The sequence below is a fragment of the Paenibacillus sp. BAC0078 genome (assembly GCF_054483875.1).
Genome location: NZ_JBTLRW010000005.1, coordinates 325,063 through 341,943, shown reverse-complemented (window position 1 = coordinate 341,943; position 16,881 = coordinate 325,063). Strand labels below are relative to the sequence as shown.

The following is a 16,881-nucleotide window of genomic DNA, read 5'->3' as shown; positions in this document are numbered from 1 at the left end:
GAATTTCGTGTGCCTTTACATAGCCCAATCAAAGTGCTATGATGCAAACATGACGTTAACGTTATATTCTATCTTGGAAGGAGTGATTGATCATGAACCGCATGCGCATCGGCGAGTTGACAGAACGGGCCGGGGTTACCCAGCGCACGGTGCGCTACTACGAGAGCATCGGACTGCTTCCTTCAGGCGAGCGCGAGGGCAACGGTCATAACTACTACACGGAAGAAACGATCGCCCGTCTGCGGAAGATCGATCAGTTGAAAAAGCTGGGCTTAAGCCTCGAAGAGATTCGGGATGTTATCGAGCTCTACTTCACGGACCCAAGCGGAGTGCAGCCGAAGCGGAAGGTTCTCGGCCTGCTGCGCCGGCATATGGCCGACACAGACGAGAAGCTCGAAGCGCTTGGGCAGTTCCACGCCGAACTACAGTCTCATATCGAACGCTTCGAGCGGTGGCTCGAGGCCAATGATCGTGACTAATTTTTTTTGCTAAAATCATGACGTAAACGTAATGTTTAAAAATTCGAAGGAGGTTATATTCATGAGAGAAAACATTGGTTTTATCGGACTCGGCCAGCTCGGGCTACCCATCGCTGCCAATCTGCTCCAAGCTGGTTATGCGCTGACCGTATACAACCGCACCGCGGACAAAGCGGAGCCGGTCGTTGCTCAGGGCGCGTTGCAGGCGGGAAGTCCCGCTGACGCCGTGACGGCCGGGGGCATCGTCGTCACCTTGGTGTGGGATGATGAAGCATTGGAAGACGTCGTCAGGAGCGAGGGTTTCCTGGAGAGACTGGGACCGGGCGGTATTCATGTGTCGATGAGTACGGTGTCGCCGGATAAGGGCAGGAAGCTGGCGGACTTGCACGCGCGGCACGGCTCCGTATATGTTGAGGCGCCCATCTTTGGGCGGCCTGAGGCAGCAACTGCCAGGCAGTTGTGGATTCCCGTTGCGGGTCCGCAGGAAGCGAAAGAGCGGGTGTGGCCGGTGCTGGAGGCTATGGGAGCCAAAGGGATCTTTGACTTCGGCGAAGGAGCCGGTACCGCCGTGCTAGTCAAGCTGATCGGTAACTTCCTCATCGTCTCCGCCGCACGCTCGCTGGAGGAAGCACTAGGAATGGCCGAGCGCGGTGGGGTCGATCCCAAAGCGGCGGTCAACATGCTTACGAGCACTCTGTTTACCGCCCCAATCTATCAAAGCTATGGCAAAATGATTGCAGAGAAGTCAACAACCATCTCCCAAAGCAAAATTCCGCAGAAGGATGTCGGCCTCTTCCTGTCGGCGGCGCAAAACGTGCAATTCCCTGCTCCGCTCGCCGGTCTGCTGCTCGATATGCTGGAGGACGGGGATCGGAGCAGACAATAGACAAAGCCGATTAGCAAAATTAGAAGGGGCTGTCCCAAGGTCACGAAAGTGATCCGAGGGACACCCCGTTTATTTCTTTCATCTTTCTACCGTATGGGGAGCATATCACCGTAGAGGGATGCTCCTTAAACTTGCCGTTAGAGACAGCGCGGTGAATCGTATCGCAGTAAAACATTACGCAACGGATACGATAGTTCAATGTCCGCCGAGGGCAATCCCAAAAAAGAGTTCCATTTAAACGATTTTATTATCAAGAAACACGAGTATTGAAGGAACACTGAATAGCCCCGTATTGGATGGAACGGAGCTGAACGATGCTTATTTGGAATAGACGCGGCATACAAGCGGCAATGAAGCTGACCAGGGAACAAGCTTGCTCAGTGCTTCAGGATCTGCTGGATTGGGAAGCTGTGGCAGCCGCTCAAACAGATGCTGCAAGTACAGATGTGGCTTGAGACCGTTAGCTTTAGCCGTCTCAACGATGCTGTAAATGATCGCGCTGGCCTTGGCTCCGCGCGGCGTATTGCTGAACAGGAAATTTTTTCGACCGATAACCACGGGCTTAATCGAGCGTTCGCTGCGGTTATTATCGATTTCCAGCCGTCCGTCCTGCAAGAATACGTTCAGCTTCTCCCACTGGTTCGTACAGTAAGTGATCGCCGTACCTAACAAACTTTTGGGCAGTACACGCGACCGCTGAGCTTCTAACCAAGCAGAGAACGCGTCCAAGATCGGTCGACTCTCCGCAAGTCGGGCTTCATAACGCTGCTCGGGCGTCGCATCTTTCCACTTACGTTCCACCTCAAAGAGAGCGTTACACAGGGCCAGTCCTTCCGCAGCCACTGTGTTGGAACGATGACCTGCAGGTAACGCTTGAAGGGCCTCGTGATATTTCCGCCTTGCATGAGCCCAACAACCCAACTGCGTGACACCTTCCACTTGATTGTAGCCGCTGTATCCATCGGTCTGCAGATAACCGGTAAATCCCTTGAGAAATTTGCCCGGATATTCGCTGCCTCGTCCCGTCTGGTAGTCGTACAGAATGATGTCCGGACCAACCCGGCCGGTGCGATACAACCACAGGTACGACTTCGTTTGCGCTGCACGCCCCGGCTCCTTGAGCACTTGAAGGGTTGTTTCATCCGCATGCGCAATGTCTCGTCTCAACAGTTCCTTATGCATGTAGTCATACAGCGGCTTCAGCCAGCGTTCTGCGCCCGCGATCATCCAGTTCGCTAGCGTTTGGCGTGACAGTTCAACGCCCAAACACAGGAACTGCTGCTCCTGCCGGTATAGCGGCAGGCTGTCCACGTACTTCTGGCTCATAACATACGCCATCATCGATGGCGATACCAGACTGCCCGGTACCACCGGTGTGGGCATCGGTGAGGTCACGATTGGCGTGGAAATCGCTTCTTGTTCGCAACGACGGCAACCGTACACATAGCGTATATGCTCCACTACATTCACTTGAGGAGGGATGAGCTTTAACTCCCGCTGCACTTCCGTACTCATTTCGTGCAGTTTTCCCGCGCAACACGAACAAACCTGCTCATCTTCGCTCAGCCGGTATTCAATCGTCTCAACTGGCAGCGATGCGAGTTTCGCTTCTCGACCGCCGACCGTTTTCTTGCGCTTGTAAGTGATCGTCTCCATCGTCGGCTCCGGGGCCGCTGGATTCGCTTCGGCCTCCGCTTCATTGAAAAGTGTGAGTTGATCGGGATGGGTTTGTTCACTTGACGCGCCGAAACGCCGATGCTGCGCCAGACGGAACTGCTCCTCGTACCACTTCAGCTTAGCCGACAATTCTGCAATTTGCTGTTCCTGCCTTGCCGTCTTTTGTTTCAGTTCTTCGATTGTAGGTGAGATTTCCGCACGTTTTTCCATACCGTTTCATTTCGTTTGTTCTTGGCATGATTCCTGCATGCTTATATGACGAAATGGCGAATCTAAATCACGGTTTCCACCATGACTCTTGCATGGGCTTGCCGCTGGCTAAGGGAAAGCCCGTCAAGCAGCCAGCGAAGCTCGCGAGAGGTGACCGTCACAACTTGTTCATTGCCGGTCGGCCACTGAAACGTGCCGTGTTCCAGACGACGGTAAAAAAGCCAGAAGCCGTTGACCTCCCAAAAGAGGAGCTTGAGCTTGTTACGCTCGCGATTGCAAAACACGAACAAGCTCGGAGAGAATGGATTCAGGCCATAACCTTCTTGGACGAGAGCAGCGAGTCCATCGATTGATTTACGCAAGTCCGTGGACCCGACAGCCAGATAGACAGGGTGTGCGTTTGAAAACGTCAGCATGATGAGGTTAAGGCTTCTACCACTTCACGAAGCAACTGCCGGTCAAATCCTTTTTGAAGGGTGATGCAGGCAGGCCCGACATGAATAACAAGCAAAGAAGTGGCAAGAGGAGCGTCGAGCTCCGTGACGGTAACCGGAATAAAGCGTGCCGAAGAAACGATGTCTGACGAGGCGATTTTTTTGAGTTTCCGTGTCCAATATTTCAATTGTTCCAAATTGACTTTATTGGCACTGCACCATGCCACCATCGTTAGTCCGCTGGCCTTATAAGCTTCAATGCGTTTCGCCCACTCATCTTGACGTTGATCTCTATTTGTCATGAGGCAACCTCCTCATCTAGGATGCCTTCATTTTCTCATGAGCTTGAGGCTCTTGAAAGGTGGGGAGTATTTTACGTTTACGAATATAATGGATACTAATTTAACTTTAGATAGGGTTTTAAGCATTGCCCAAGATTATAAAAGTAAATATGAGTTATCAGGTGATATTTCAGATAATTTGGAGCGAACTATAAAATTTTATAGTGAATTCGATGGCATCAATGGTTCAGTTTGGTTGGTTACAGTAAGTGTAGAACCAAATGATTTTTTTGCAGAAAATGAATACACAATTGTCATTTCAGATAAGGAAGCAACCGTCAAATATATTATCGACCCCAATGGTCATGTCTATTGTCCTCATTCAGAAACAATGGCTGAATAATAATTTTGCGTATTTAAAAAGGAAAAAGTGAAGATCGCTAATAGCGGAATATCTGTATGATTTCTGATTTACGAATAACAATGCTTGAAATATATAACCTAATTAACGCTATTCCGTTACACTAAGCAGGTCGATTATGGTCAGATACCACCATGATTGATCTGTTTTTTTGTTATGTTCGTTTTGAATTTAGCAATAAATGTCCTGTGCGGGATGGAAGCGATTAATATAATAAAGGTAATCGTTGCAACGAGGAAGTGAAGCGCTTGGATTATGGGTATATAGAACATTTGCAGAAGACCATTGATTACATCGAAGAAAATCTGAAAGGACCGATTTCCATTGAGGAGTGTGCGCAGCTCTCAGGGTTCTCCAAATTTCATTTTCACCGGATATTTGGCATTTACCTTGAGGTCACTCTGATGGAATATGTCCGCAAGAGGCGGTTAGGCTACGCGATGCTGGATGTTGTGCACGGCAAAAGAATTCTGGACATAGCGCTAGACTACGGCTACAGCTCAGAGAGGACGTTCAGCAGAGCCTTTCAGCAGGAATTTGGCCAATTGCCCAGCAGGTGCAGAAGCGCGAGGTACGCTTTGCCGCCCAAGCCGGTGCTGAAGGAACAAATTAAGCAATTCCAAGGAGGATTTCAGGTGGACTATTTAAGTGAGGTTACGATTGGCAGCTTGGATGCAATGAATGTAGTGAGCGGGGTTCGGATCAGCAATAACCCGGAAGATGAAGTAATCTGCTTTGTAACCGAATGGGCGGAAAAGGCAGGGATACCGCCTGAGGCAAGACGTTTTGGTTTTGATGTCCCTGTCGAGGGCGAGGATCAGGAGAAGGGGCTGCGGGGTTACGAATATTGGGTAGCGGTAGATGAGCAGCCTGCGGTTCTGGAAACCGGGCTTGTGTACAAGCATGTGGAGAGCTGCAAATATGCAATGCTGCGGATTACTGAGCCGATGGTCGATCCTTTCGAGCGTATTCCGCTGGGCTGGAAGAAACTCGCCGATTGGGTGAACAGCAGAGGCTACAAAACCTCCTGTGAGCAGGAACGCTTCTGGCTGGAGGAGGAATTCAAGAACGGTGAATCGGTCTACATGGACCTTTATTTCCCCATCGATTAGGAAAAAGCACATAGCCTGCAGTGATGCAGGCTCGTATATGCAAAGAGGGGGGTTCCGACACCCTGAATCGGCTGCCGGAACCCCCTTGTATGTTATTCCACCTTGAAGGTTGCGGCTGCGTTTGCCAAATCCTTGGTGAGCTGATCAATGGTTTCAACCATTTCAGCCAACTGGCGGACCGTAGCGGATTGCTCCATCATTGTAGCAGTCACTTCCTCCACCGAAGCGGAGACCTCTTCGCCTGTAGCCGAAAGGCTTTGCGCCGACTCCAGAACGCCATCCTTGTCCTTCTGCATATGGGCAACCTCGTCAGCCATTGATTTTATTTGATCCGTAATGTTCGTGATTTTCTCCAGAATGGTCTGGAATGCTTCCTGAGTCTGCGCTACAAGCTTATCCTGTATAGCGGAAATGTTATTGATTTCCATCACGCTATCATTATTCTCAGCTACAAATGCAAGATTCTGCTGAATAATGGAATAGATTTCATTCGATTGCTTCGAGCTTTGCTCAGCGAGCTTCCGAATCTCGGAGGCGACTACAGCAAAACCCCGGCCATGCTCTCCGGCTCTCGAAGCTTCGATGGATGCATTAAGGGCAAGCAGATTGGTCTGATTGGCAATCTGGCTGATTGCACCGGTAATATTGCTGATGCTGTTGGAGCTTTCTTGGAGCTTGATGGTGATGGCCGAGATTTTTTGAACCTCCTGTTCGTTCTTGTCACTGATTTCAATCAAATTCTCGACCACCTGATTGCTCGTATGGAAGACCTCAATAATCTCCTCTGCTCTTTCCCTAACGGATTGAGCTTTGCTGTTCATCTCCGCAAATTTCTCACCAAATCCATAGAACTTATCAACGATATGTTCGGTGTCATTGGACTGCAGCTCCATCGCCTGGGCGATGCCCATGGAGGTTACGGAGGTCTCATTAATAGAGCGGGCAGTCTGCTTGGAGGTTTCCTCAAGCTCATTGGTGCTTGTATGAAGCACATGAATGGAGTTGTTCATATTGGTGATTAGCGCTTTATTTTGCCGGACCATGCTATTGAAGCTGTCAGCCAGATCCTTGAACTCGCTTTGGTATTTTCCGTCGGCTTCTACGGTCAAATCACCCTGGGCTAAAGTCTTGAACAGCTTAGTTAACTTGACGATGGGATTCGTAATTGAACGGGATAACAATAGTCCAAAGCCAACGGCTACAAGCAGCGCCAGAACCGTAATCAGCAACACCTTATTCAGCATCTCGTTTACAGGACGTTTGATGTCGCTATAGGAATCAGTAACAGAAATTGTAAGATCCGCGTTTGGAATTTTACTGATTCGCAAATAATCCTCAGTCGTGTCTACCGTCTGCGTTGCAAGACCACCGGTTGCGCGAACCGCCAGCAATGCCTTCATTTGCGGACTGTCTACGCCGCTTTGCCCCACCTTGGCTGAGTCGGTTGAATGATACAAGAGTATTCCGCTCCGGCTAAGAACCTCGATTTGACCTCTGCCGTTAATTTTAATGTTACCCAGTTTATCGACAAAAAAGCTGCTGTCTACGGTCATGGCGAACACGCCAAGCACCTTGCCGTTCAAATCTTTGATGGGCTGGGCAAAAACAATCAGTATTTTCTCATTGATTTTAGACTTAATCGCATCGCTGATGAACGAAGCCCCTTTTATTGCTTTCGTATAGTATTCACGGTCTGATCTGGACTGCCCGATGGATTCAGCATTTGTTCCTGCAACAATAGTCCCTTTGGTATCGAGAACGATCATAGAGTCGCTTCCCCGTGTTCCTTGTATGCTATCCTTCAGGACCGTATTTGCTTTACTGAAATATGGATTTTCCGCGGAAAAGAATTCCTGATCCGGCAGAGTGCCTCCTGCTCTAAGCTTCAATAGTTCCTTGAAGGTATTATGTACAGAAATCACATAAGAAGTCTGTTCCTGGAGCTGCATTGCTGTCCACAGCCCTTCACTGATACGGTCGCTGTTGGCGTTAATTTCATCCTTGCTTTTTCTGAGCAATAAATCGGATGAGAAAAAATACACCGTAACTGATGTCGCCAGGAGCACGGCAGCAACAAGCAAGCTCAATAAAGCCGGAAGCTTAACCTTCAAAGAAACGTTCCTGATTTTGTTCAATAATTCGTTAGTAGTTCTCATGTAGTTAAGTCTCCCCTGTGATATATGTCATCCTGAAAGCGGATCTGTTAAATTATCGGCAGATTGATATACATTTTTAATGGTGAATATTTTACATTTCTCTGCGTTTTTTCTGCATGTCAGGTTGTTATTCAAAAAGCGTATAGACTATCCGATATAGAAAATAAGTTTTAGACACAAAACTGTGAAAAAGTTAATACTGCAAAGAATTTCAACAAGACGAGGCGGGGGCGTTGGGGATGAAGTCATCAAGGACATTTTTATGGGGATTGATTAGTCTTTTAGCACTATCGGTACTGGCGGGCTGCAATGGCCCGGAGAATGAGGCAAAGGAAAAAACTACAGATCAGCAAGTGAATTTGAAGTTTATTTGGTGGGGAAAAGAGAAGCGGAAGGAAGATACGCTCAAGGTTGTTGAACTGTATATGAAAAAGCATCCCAACGTGAAAATTACTACGGAAGATTTCCCGGGGACAGACGAGGTATCGACTCAATTGTCGATAGAAACTGCCGATCAGCAGACTGCTGATATTATTCAGGGGGATTATGATTTTATCTTTAATTACATTAACCGTGATTTAATTGAACCGCTCAATCCTTATGTAGAGAAGAAGATACTGTCCACCTCGGATATCTCACCGGAAACGCTGGCTCCAGGGATGAAGGGGAAGGAACTGTACGCCTTGAATATCGGAATGAATTCCGAAGCTGTGATGTATGATCCTGAATTCTTTCAGAAAGCGGGCATTGCAGTCCCGACGGAAGACTATACGATTGATGATCTGTACAAGACGCTTGTGCAGTTGAAGCAAACGATAACCACGCCTGATTTTTATCCTTTAGCAAATATGATTAGTGTGAATCATTACCTGAGAACCCGGGGAGTCTCGATGTATAATGCTGAGGGAACGGAGCTTGGGTACAAGGATGATCAGATTGTGGTCGATTATTTCAAGCTGTATAAAAAGTGGGTGGATGAAGGCTTAGTGAGCAGTGACTCATTAAAAACTATATCTGTTGATGAGAATCATCCCCTCATTACCGGCAAGTCTGCATTGTACATGAGCTTCAGCAACCAAACAACGGCACTTAGCAAAATCGCCGGCCATACGATTAAATTGCTGCCTTATCCTAAAATAACAAAGGAAGGAGAAGGAAGGTTTATTAAACCAGGTCAATTCCTGGCGGTTTCTTCCTATTCGAAATATCCCGAGGAAGCTGTCAAATTTCTCGATTTCTTCGTGAACAGTACAGAGGCAAATGATATTCTCTTGGGAGAACGCGGAATTCCTGTATCGAATGTGATCTCTGCAAGACTATCTGCAAAGCTGGATGAAGCGGGCAAACAGCAGTATAAGCTGCTTGACTACGTGAAGGCCCATTCATCACCAATTGATCCGCCGCCGCCGGGCAGTGCGGTAGTCATTAAAAACAGTTTTGATCTGATCCTGAACCACGTTCTCAAGGGCAACACTACCCCTGAGCAAGGGGCAAAGGATTACCGGGCACAGGCGCTTGAGCTGCTGCAGGGTCAAAAGGGGGCGGGAACGAAGTGAGCAAACTACTTGGCAGCTTTACAATAAGAAAGAAGCTCTACAGCGGCTTTGGATTGGTGTTAATCCTCCTGCTCATTGTAGCCTTCAGCAGCTATTCCTATCTCTCGAAGGTGAGCAATTCTTATACACATTTGCTAACGGATCAATCTGAGTCTGTTCAATTAATCAAGGATTTGAGAATCGCTGTGGAAGCGGAGGAGTCCAGCATCAACGGCTATCTGGTTAACGGCGACGAGCAAGGCCTGGAGGCCTTTAAGGATGCGCGCACGAAGTTTGGTACGGCTCTGGAGCAGCTAAAGGCGTTAATTACTCACCGCGACGACAAGCAGATTCTCGCTGGTCTGGATTTGCTGCAGGACCGATATAGCATCACGGCCATGAAGGTCATAGACAGCAAAAAGCAAAATGATACTGAAGGCTACTTGAAAATTCTTGAATCACAGCGCCCTGTACTGGATAAATTCAGCAGCACCGCAGAGCGGCTGGTAACCCTTCAAGAGAAGGATCTGACAGCGGAGGCCGATGCCACCTTCGATGAAGTCTCGCAAATCAAAATGCTGGTTCTTATATTGACAGGCGCAGCACTAATTATAGGAGCTGTTGCTTCTATTCTAATAAGCAGGGTGATATCGAATCCGCTCCTCAAGCTGCAGAAAATGGCTGTTCAGATTGCCGATGGTGACTTAAGAAATACGACGGTTGAGATCAAAAATAAAGATGAGATCGGTCACTTGGCGGTGTCCTTCAATAATATGGCTAACCATTTGCGGGTGCTGATTCAGGAGGTAGGCACGAATGCAGAACAGGTTGCAGCCTCTTCGGAGGAGCTGACAGCCAGTGCGGAGCAGACCGGACAAGCCACTGAGCATGTCGCTTCAATTACCGAGAAATTGGCTGAAGGCGCTCAGACACAAGTGAACAGCATTGCAGCCAGCGTTGTGCTCGTTCAGAAGATGGATGAGGAAGCTGCACAGATAGCAGATCGGGCCATTCATGTTAAAGAATCCGTAGATCAAGCCTCAAGCTTGGTCGCCGAAGGCATGCAGGCTGTTGAAACAGCGATTCACCAAATGTCGGCCGTATCGGCGAATGTTACTGATGTCTCCAAAGCGGTAAGTGTCCTAGGGGAAAGCTCCAAAGAAATTGGCGATATCATAGCCATTATTACGGACATTGCCAGCCAGACGAATCTGCTCTCCCTGAATGCGGCAATTGAAGCGGCGAGAGCGGGCGAGCACGGCCGGGGATTCGCCGTAGTGGCGGACGAGGTGCGCAAGCTGGCCGAGCAGACAACCGAATCCGGGAAGCGGGTATCCGAGGTCATTCGTTCGATTCAATTGGAAACCAGCCAGACGATTGCGATGGTGACACAAGGAGAGAAGGAAGTTGAGCGGGGGATTCACGCGGTGCAAACGGCCGGGCAATCCTTCTCCGAAATTGAAGCGTCCATTCAGGCCATCAATGAGCAGATCAGAAATGTATCGGATTCTTCTCAAGGAATGTCTCATGAAACCCATGAATTGGTTGTTGCTTTTGAACAGATTAATATGATTACAGTGGCATCATCCGAAGGGACACATGACGTCTCCGCTTCAGCAGAGGAACAATTAGCCAGCGTAGAAGAAATTGCAGCAGCTTCCAGATTGTTGTCCGAACTGGCGCAAGAACTGCAAGAGAGCATTGCAAAATTCTCAGTATAAGTTGGTATAACAGGAACAGCTTTGAGAGTCCGCCTTTGTGCGGGCTCCTTTTTGCTGTAACTCTTGTCCCTGATCCGAATTTTTTCCTATGCTATAATGATCACAAAAATTTGCTGTAATGGGAGCTGCTAAGCCATGAAAAGCCAAAATGAGACAGATATTGAACGGCTATTGGAATCTTTGAAACTATCACTGCCGCTAGTACAGCGCTTATTTCCGATTGACGTCATGTTCGCCTTGGCGGATAAGGAAAAGTTCATTTATTACCTTCCGGGAACGGAGCTGGATATCCGGATTCAAGAGGGCACGCCGGTCCCGCCAAGCGGAGGAATCCGGAAGGCACTCGAGACAGGGGAAGAGGTCAGTGCCAATATTCCGAAGGAAATCTACGGCTGGCCCTTCAAATCATCCTCCATACCCATTCATGGGGAGGGCGGGGCAATTACCGGTGTTTTTACGATTGGCATCAGCTTAAGCAATCAAGAAACGTTAAGCTATGCGGCTAATACCCTGGCGACCACCTCTGAAGAGATCAGCATGACCTCTGAAGAAATCGCAGGAACTGCCACCGATTTGGCGAATACCGTAAGTGATCTTAAGGTGCTTGGCCAAAAGGTTGTCGAAGAGCTGCATAAGACGGATGAGATTCTGGATTTCATTACCAAAGTGGCGGACAACTCCAACCTGCTGGGCCTTAATGCCGCCATCGAAGCTGCGCATGCTGCCGAGCATGGACGCGGCTTCGGCATCGTTGCGCAGGAGATCCGCAAAATGTCCGTCTCCAGCGCAGCCTCGGCCAAGGAAATCGCCGGCATCCTGGAGCGGATCAAGATGAACATTTCCCGGATGGATGCAACGCTGCTGGATTGCCTGGGGCAGAGCGAGCGCCAGGCTGCGGCGACGGAGGAAATCACCGCCTCCATGCAGCAACTCGCCGCTTCCGCCGTGGAGATTGAGAAGATTGCGCGGTTGATATGAGGAGAGATGTAATGAAAAAATTATTAAGTTTTCTAATTGTACTGTTGGTTGCCCTTGTTCCAATGAATCCTATGCCCGCTGCTGCAGAAGCAGTAACTCCCGTTGCCGGGACGGAGCAGCAACTCAAGCAGCAGGACCCGATCAACTTCCCCGTTTCTACTTATGGCTATAAGTATTTGGGAACGGCGAACGGACTTTTGTACTTCAAGGAGCCGCTTTTGAGCAAGAATCCGCGTAATGCCAAGGGGCAGATGCTTCAGGAGTATGTCGTTACCATCAATGCCAAGACGAATAAGGTGGAGTGGGAGCTTCCGATTTATGGAGGCTTCAAGTTCGGCGATCGTGCTTTTTTTGACATGGCAGGTAATTTGTATAGTCTCGTTGGCGCGGGGCTGAAGCAATTCTCTAATGAAACGTTTCTCTATTCCATTAGTCCCAAGGGGACAATGAATTGGGAGGTTATCTTTCCCAGACCGCTGGAGATTGACAGTCTGATCAACAATAAATTGTTTGTACATGACAACTCCTCGGTCTACGCAGTGAATCTGAACGGTACAGTGGCCTGGAGTAAAAGTTTCGAAAGGGAAAGAATGCAGCCTTCCCATTATCTTAGCGGGGTTGCCTTGAATGAAATATTGACGCTCAAATATAACTCGCAGCATATAGCAGCATCTTTTGACGTCCTGGACTGGAATCTCAAGAAAAAAATAAGCTATCCGCTAAACACGAGCAGTATAGTAGAACAAGCGCTCAAGCTTAACAATGATACATATATCCTCAAAATAAAGAAATCTGAGAGCACAACGCTGCTGGCTGCTATAGGAACAGACGGAAAAGTGAAATGGACAAAGGGAATTGACCCGACAACAAACATACTCTATATCGTGGACGGCAAACTTTTATTCGCCAATAATAAAGGGTTCTATGCACTGAATGGCAGCGGCGAACAACTGAATCATACCCCGCTTGCTCCCATATCTGTAAAAGGAATAGCCTACAGATTACGGCTGGATGATAAGTACATCTCTATTTCGTCCGATTACAGAATAGAAACGAAAACTGCGCTGACCGTGCTGGACCGGAAAAGCTACAAAACGCTGTATTCATTCGCATATCCGCTAAAAGTTGGAGAAAAGCCTGAGATCTATTTTGATGATATTTTCTTCACCCAGGGCAAGTTTTTCACCGTCTATAACTATCAGCTCATTCCGTTTCAATGATAATCAGTTCAGCAAGCCTGCGCCCTGCGCAGGCTTTTTGCTGCTGCCTTGGCAGACTGATTATCCTTCATGCTTGTCATGCCCGTCTGCATAATGCAGGCAAGTCCCTCATAGACATGTACTAATCAATGCTTTTCAAAACAGGTTAAGGGGATGATGTCATGCGCCGGATAACATGGGTACTCGCAATCATTATGAGCGTGACCCTGGTGCTCGCGGGGTGCGGGAAGAAGGATGCCGCTTCCGTGGTCAAGGATTTGAACAATGTGTCTGACAAGCTGGAGAGCAAGCAGGGGGCTTACCAGGGCTCGGGCACAATGACGCTGTACACCGGCGAGCAGCCGCAGGAGTATAGGGTAGAGGTATGGTACAAGAATCCTTCCTACTACCGGATCAGCCTGTCGAACCTCCAGAAGGATGTTACGCAAATTGTGCTGCGCAATGATGAGGGCGTATTCGTGCTTACACCAAGCCTTGGCAAAAGCTTCCGCTTCCAGAGTGACTGGCCCGACAATCAAGGCCAGGTCTATCTGTACCAGACGCTGCTCCGGGGCATAGTTGCCGACAACAACCGCCAGTTCGTGGAGGACGGCGACAATTATGTATTTGAGGTAGCGGCGAATTATCAGAGCAGCGCACTGGTCCGCCAGAAAATCTGGCTCGCCAAAAAAACCTATGAGCCGAAGCAGGTGCAGGTCTCCGATTCCGAAGCCAAGGTTGTGGTCAACGTGAAGTTCGACAGCTTCAAGTTCGATCCGGAATTTACCAAGGATTCTTTTGATATGCAAAAGAATATGACCGCCGGCACTCCGTCCAAGAGCACGGTGGCCGAGGTTGACGAGAACGGCAATCCGGTGGCTGCACCGGATAGTGGAGAACAGGCTGATCAGCCGGCAGCTGCCGAGCTTGGCGACTTCGGGATTATTGAACCCGGTTATATTCCGGAAGGTGTAAAGCTCAAAGACTCCAATAAAATCGAAGGCAGTAAGGATCATTCCGTGCTCCTCCGCTATGACGGAATATACCAGTTCACGATCATCGAAGCACGGCCGCTGGACCACACTGTATCGCTGGCTCCGGGAACACTCATTGATCTTGGGTTCACCGCAGGGGTTCTGACCGGTGACGAGCAGCAGACGCTGACCTGGATGAGCGATGGTGTAGAGTACCGGATTACGAGTGCAAATCTTCCTAGGGACGAAATGATGCAAATTGCCGCTTCTATGGAGGAACAATCGGGTAAGTAAATATCAGTAGGCGGATACTGCGCATAGTGGGAGCCTTTCCTCTACATGCAGTATCCGTTTTTTCTAAAAATATGGAGGTGAATATGCTGGGCGTTATACCTTTAGAGGATCAGCAGTAAGCTCGTCCGGGTCACATTGACAGCCGCCTTCCATTAGCATTACCATTGACAGTAAGACATCAGATCTATACGATGCCGCAGAGATGATTTACTACAATGTTAGAAGGTGACTCGGAAGTGCAAGCAAGCTATCGACCTACAGTAGCCGAGATTAATCTCGATGATCTGCGTGCCAATTACGAGGCCTTCCGTTCGGTATTGCCGGCGGAGACCAAGTTCATGGGATGCGTCAAAGGAAATGCGTACGGACACGGAGCAGTGGAAGTGGCCCGGGAGCTGGAACGACTCGGAGCGGATTATGTGAGTGTTGCTTTTTTGGATGAGGCATTGGAGCTGCGTCAGGCGGGAATACTAATTCCTATTCTGGTGCTGGGCTACACCTCCCCGGAAGGGATAGCCGCTGCCTGGAAGAACCATGTAACCGTGACACTGTTCACACCGGACGTGTTGGAGGCGATCAAACAGCTTCCAATTGATCCGGAGCACCGTTTGAAGGTGCACATCAAAATTGACAGCGGGATGGGACGGCTGGGGCTTTTTCCGGCTGACGCTCCTGATTTCATCGAAGAAGTGCATTCTGTAGCGCAGGCGGAGCTGGAGGGCATGTTCACACATTTTGCCAAAGCAGACGAAGAAGACAAAAGCTATACACTGATGCAGTACCGACGGTTCATGAGCGTGGCCGAAACGCTTCGGGACAGAAATATTGAAATCCCGATCATACATACGGGCAATAGCGCTACGGCCATTGATACACCTTTTCTATCCAGCAATATGGTGCGTGTAGGCATAAGCTTGTACGGTTTGTATCCCTCAACGGAAGTGAACCGCGAGCTGGTGAATTTACACCCGGTAATGAAGCTGAAGACGCAGGTAGTTTATATCAAAACCCTGCCGCCGGGCTCCGGCATCAGCTACGGCACCCGGTACTTCACGGACAGGGAAGAGATCATTGCAACGCTTCCTGTGGGGTACGCTGACGGATATTCCCGCATGCTAACGGGCAAAGCGGAGGTGTTAATACGCGGACGCCGCGTTCCTGTCGTCGGAACCATCTGCATGGACCAGTGTATGGTATCGCTCGAATCTTTCGCTGAAGAAGCGGAACAAATCAAAGCTGGCGAAGAGGTTGTACTCATCGGCCGCCAAGGCTCCGTGTCCATCACGGCAGATGAACTGGCTCTCCATCTTGGAACGATCCACTACGAGGTAATCTGTATGCTGGCTCACCGTGTACCCCGCGTATATGTGCGCGAAGGTGCTGCTCCGGACCTGATGAATCCCTTGCTGCAGGCCTAATCCCCGTGCCGTGTGACTTGTGCAGGAATTGAATAGGAGGATAATACCGTATCGGCTATGTGACTTATGGTCTATACGAACCGCCATTTCTAGTTTATAATTGAATGCAGCATACTTGATATACTGGCGGCATATATTCTTTGTATAAAATTCCTTGTATAATGCAACACTGGAACACAAGGGTAGAAGGTTTGTGGGGGTGGAAGAGAAGGTGGCCAATTTGCAGAACACCAAAAGAATCATGATCAGCTTGCCCGATCATCTCTTGCAGGAAGTGGATGGAATCGTCCAATTGGAGAACTCCAACCGGAGTGAATTGATCAGGCAGGCCATGAAGCTGTATCTGAGCGAACGGAGAAAACGCACCATCCGGGAGTCGATGCAGCGTGGCTACATGGAAATGGCTAAGATTAATTTGACCATGGCATGCGAGGCTTTTCTCGCGGAGGAAGATGCAGACAGCACTCTTGGCCGCTTAGTAAGCGGGGTGTAGATATTGATCGTAAAACGCGGCGACGTTTTTTTTGCCGATCTTTCGCCGGTGGTGGGTTCAGAACAGGGCGGAGTACGGCCGGTACTGGTCATTCAGAACGACATTGGCAATCGCTTCAGCCCGACGGTAATTGTGGCAGCCATCACTGCCCAGATTCAGAAGGCTAAACTGCCCACGCATGTGGAGATTGATGCGGCTGCCCACGGCTTTGACCGGGACTCTGTCATCCTGCTGGAGCAGGTTCGGACCATTGACAAACAACGCTTAACGGATAAGATCACCCACCTGGACGACGAAACGATGAAGCTGGTGGATGATTCGCTGCAAATCAGCCTGGGTCTGATTGATTTTTGAACCAGGCAGACTATAGATCACTGATCACGTAATGAGAGGCACACCGGATAAGCCGGTGTGCCTCTTTGAGATGGAGAGACCAGGACAATCTATATCAGTTGAACTAAAGAAAACATAAAAAGGGCAGAAGTGACGGAGGGGAAGTTTGGATACTTACGGAGCGTTAGCGTCCGCCTTTGTCTGCGGATTTCCACCGTGAAGAGCGGTAGTAATCAAGAAATCTGCAGACGGGCAGCGGCCGGAAGTCCAAACATTCCCT

16 protein-coding genes are annotated in these 16,881 nt (G+C 49.1%); 12 read left to right on the top strand and 4 right to left on the bottom strand.

The window, feature by feature from the left end:
• Positions 1-92: 92 nt before the first annotated feature.
• Positions 93-479 (top strand): MerR family transcriptional regulator, encoded by a 387-nt coding sequence (locus ACX1DY_RS12880; protein ID WP_458964588.1) that lies wholly within the window; start codon positions 93-95, stop codon positions 477-479.
• A gap of 61 nt (positions 480-540) precedes the next feature.
• Positions 541-1,365 carry an NAD(P)-dependent oxidoreductase gene (locus tag ACX1DY_RS12875; protein ID WP_024630035.1) on the top strand — a complete coding sequence of 275 codons (825 nt, stop codon included), beginning with the start codon at positions 541-543 and terminating at the stop codon, positions 1,363-1,365.
• A 318-nt stretch (positions 1,366-1,683) separates the two neighbouring features.
• On the opposite strand, the gene tnpC is transcribed toward ACX1DY_RS12875, so the two are convergent.
• The 3 genes from tnpC to tnpA form a co-directional block, all read right to left on the bottom strand.
• Positions 1,684-3,252, bottom strand: coding sequence for an IS66 family transposase (gene tnpC / locus ACX1DY_RS12870; RefSeq protein ID WP_458964587.1), 1,569 nt, complete (start codon positions 3,250-3,252; stop codon positions 1,684-1,686).
• 62 nt (positions 3,253-3,314) lie between these two features.
• Positions 3,315-3,668 carry an IS66 family insertion sequence element accessory protein TnpB gene (tnpB, locus tag ACX1DY_RS12865; protein WP_458964586.1) on the bottom strand — a complete coding sequence of 118 codons (354 nt, stop codon included), beginning with the start codon at positions 3,666-3,668 and terminating at the stop codon, positions 3,315-3,317.
• Entirely contained in the window at positions 3,662-3,988 is a 327-nt protein-coding gene (gene tnpA, locus ACX1DY_RS12860; protein WP_458964585.1) for an IS66 family insertion sequence element accessory protein TnpA, read from the bottom strand. The genes tnpB and tnpA overlap by 7 nt, the downstream gene beginning before the upstream one ends.
• Positions 3,989-4,025: 37 nt before the next feature.
• Between tnpA and ACX1DY_RS12855 the strand changes: the two genes are divergently transcribed.
• Both ACX1DY_RS12855 and ACX1DY_RS12850 read left to right on the top strand, forming a co-directional pair.
• The gene (locus ACX1DY_RS12855) at positions 4,026-4,370 is read left to right on the top strand and encodes a hypothetical protein (RefSeq protein WP_458964584.1); all 345 of its coding nucleotides are present in this window, start codon (positions 4,026-4,028) and stop codon (positions 4,368-4,370) included.
• Between the two features lie 266 nt (positions 4,371-4,636).
• A complete protein-coding gene (locus tag ACX1DY_RS12850) occupies positions 4,637-5,500 on the top strand; it encodes an AraC family transcriptional regulator (protein WP_458964583.1) in 864 nt (287 codons plus the stop codon).
• A 92-nt stretch (positions 5,501-5,592) separates the two neighbouring features.
• On the opposite strand, the gene ACX1DY_RS12845 is transcribed toward ACX1DY_RS12850, so the two are convergent.
• Positions 5,593-7,656: a methyl-accepting chemotaxis protein gene (locus ACX1DY_RS12845; protein WP_458964582.1), complete on the bottom strand. Its 2,064-nt coding sequence runs from the start codon at positions 7,654-7,656 to the stop codon at positions 5,593-5,595.
• 239 nt (positions 7,657-7,895) lie between these two features.
• On the opposite strand from ACX1DY_RS12845, the gene ACX1DY_RS12840 reads away from it, so the two are divergent.
• The 8 genes from ACX1DY_RS12840 (at position 7,896) to ACX1DY_RS12805 (ending at position 16,622) form a co-directional block, all read left to right on the top strand.
• Positions 7,896-9,212 carry an ABC transporter substrate-binding protein gene (locus ACX1DY_RS12840; protein ID WP_458964581.1) on the top strand — a complete coding sequence of 439 codons (1,317 nt, stop codon included), beginning with the start codon at positions 7,896-7,898 and terminating at the stop codon, positions 9,210-9,212.
• The gene (locus ACX1DY_RS12835; RefSeq protein WP_458964580.1) at positions 9,209-10,912 is read left to right on the top strand and encodes a methyl-accepting chemotaxis protein; all 1,704 of its coding nucleotides are present in this window, start codon (positions 9,209-9,211) and stop codon (positions 10,910-10,912) included. The genes ACX1DY_RS12840 and ACX1DY_RS12835 overlap by 4 nt, the downstream gene beginning before the upstream one ends.
• 135 nt (positions 10,913-11,047) lie before the next feature.
• Positions 11,048-11,890, top strand: coding sequence for a methyl-accepting chemotaxis protein (locus ACX1DY_RS12830; protein WP_458964579.1), 843 nt, complete (start codon positions 11,048-11,050; stop codon positions 11,888-11,890).
• A gap of 11 nt (positions 11,891-11,901) precedes the next feature.
• Positions 11,902-13,110 (top strand): hypothetical protein, encoded by a 1,209-nt coding sequence (locus ACX1DY_RS12825; protein WP_458964578.1) that lies wholly within the window; start codon positions 11,902-11,904, stop codon positions 13,108-13,110.
• 161 nt (positions 13,111-13,271) lie between these two features.
• The gene (locus tag ACX1DY_RS12820) at positions 13,272-14,357 is read left to right on the top strand and encodes an outer membrane lipoprotein-sorting protein (protein ID WP_458964577.1); all 1,086 of its coding nucleotides are present in this window, start codon (positions 13,272-13,274) and stop codon (positions 14,355-14,357) included.
• Positions 14,358-14,593: 236 nt separating this feature from the next.
• A complete protein-coding gene (gene alr / locus ACX1DY_RS12815; protein WP_458964576.1) occupies positions 14,594-15,775 on the top strand; it encodes an alanine racemase in 1,182 nt (393 codons plus the stop codon).
• 211 nt (positions 15,776-15,986) lie between these two features.
• The gene (locus ACX1DY_RS12810; RefSeq protein WP_028530971.1) at positions 15,987-16,268 is read left to right on the top strand and encodes a CopG family ribbon-helix-helix protein; all 282 of its coding nucleotides are present in this window, start codon (positions 15,987-15,989) and stop codon (positions 16,266-16,268) included.
• 3 nt (positions 16,269-16,271) lie between these two features.
• Positions 16,272-16,622: a type II toxin-antitoxin system PemK/MazF family toxin gene (locus ACX1DY_RS12805; protein ID WP_019913013.1), complete on the top strand. Its 351-nt coding sequence runs from the start codon at positions 16,272-16,274 to the stop codon at positions 16,620-16,622.
• The last annotated feature ends 259 nt before the right edge of the window (positions 16,623-16,881 follow it).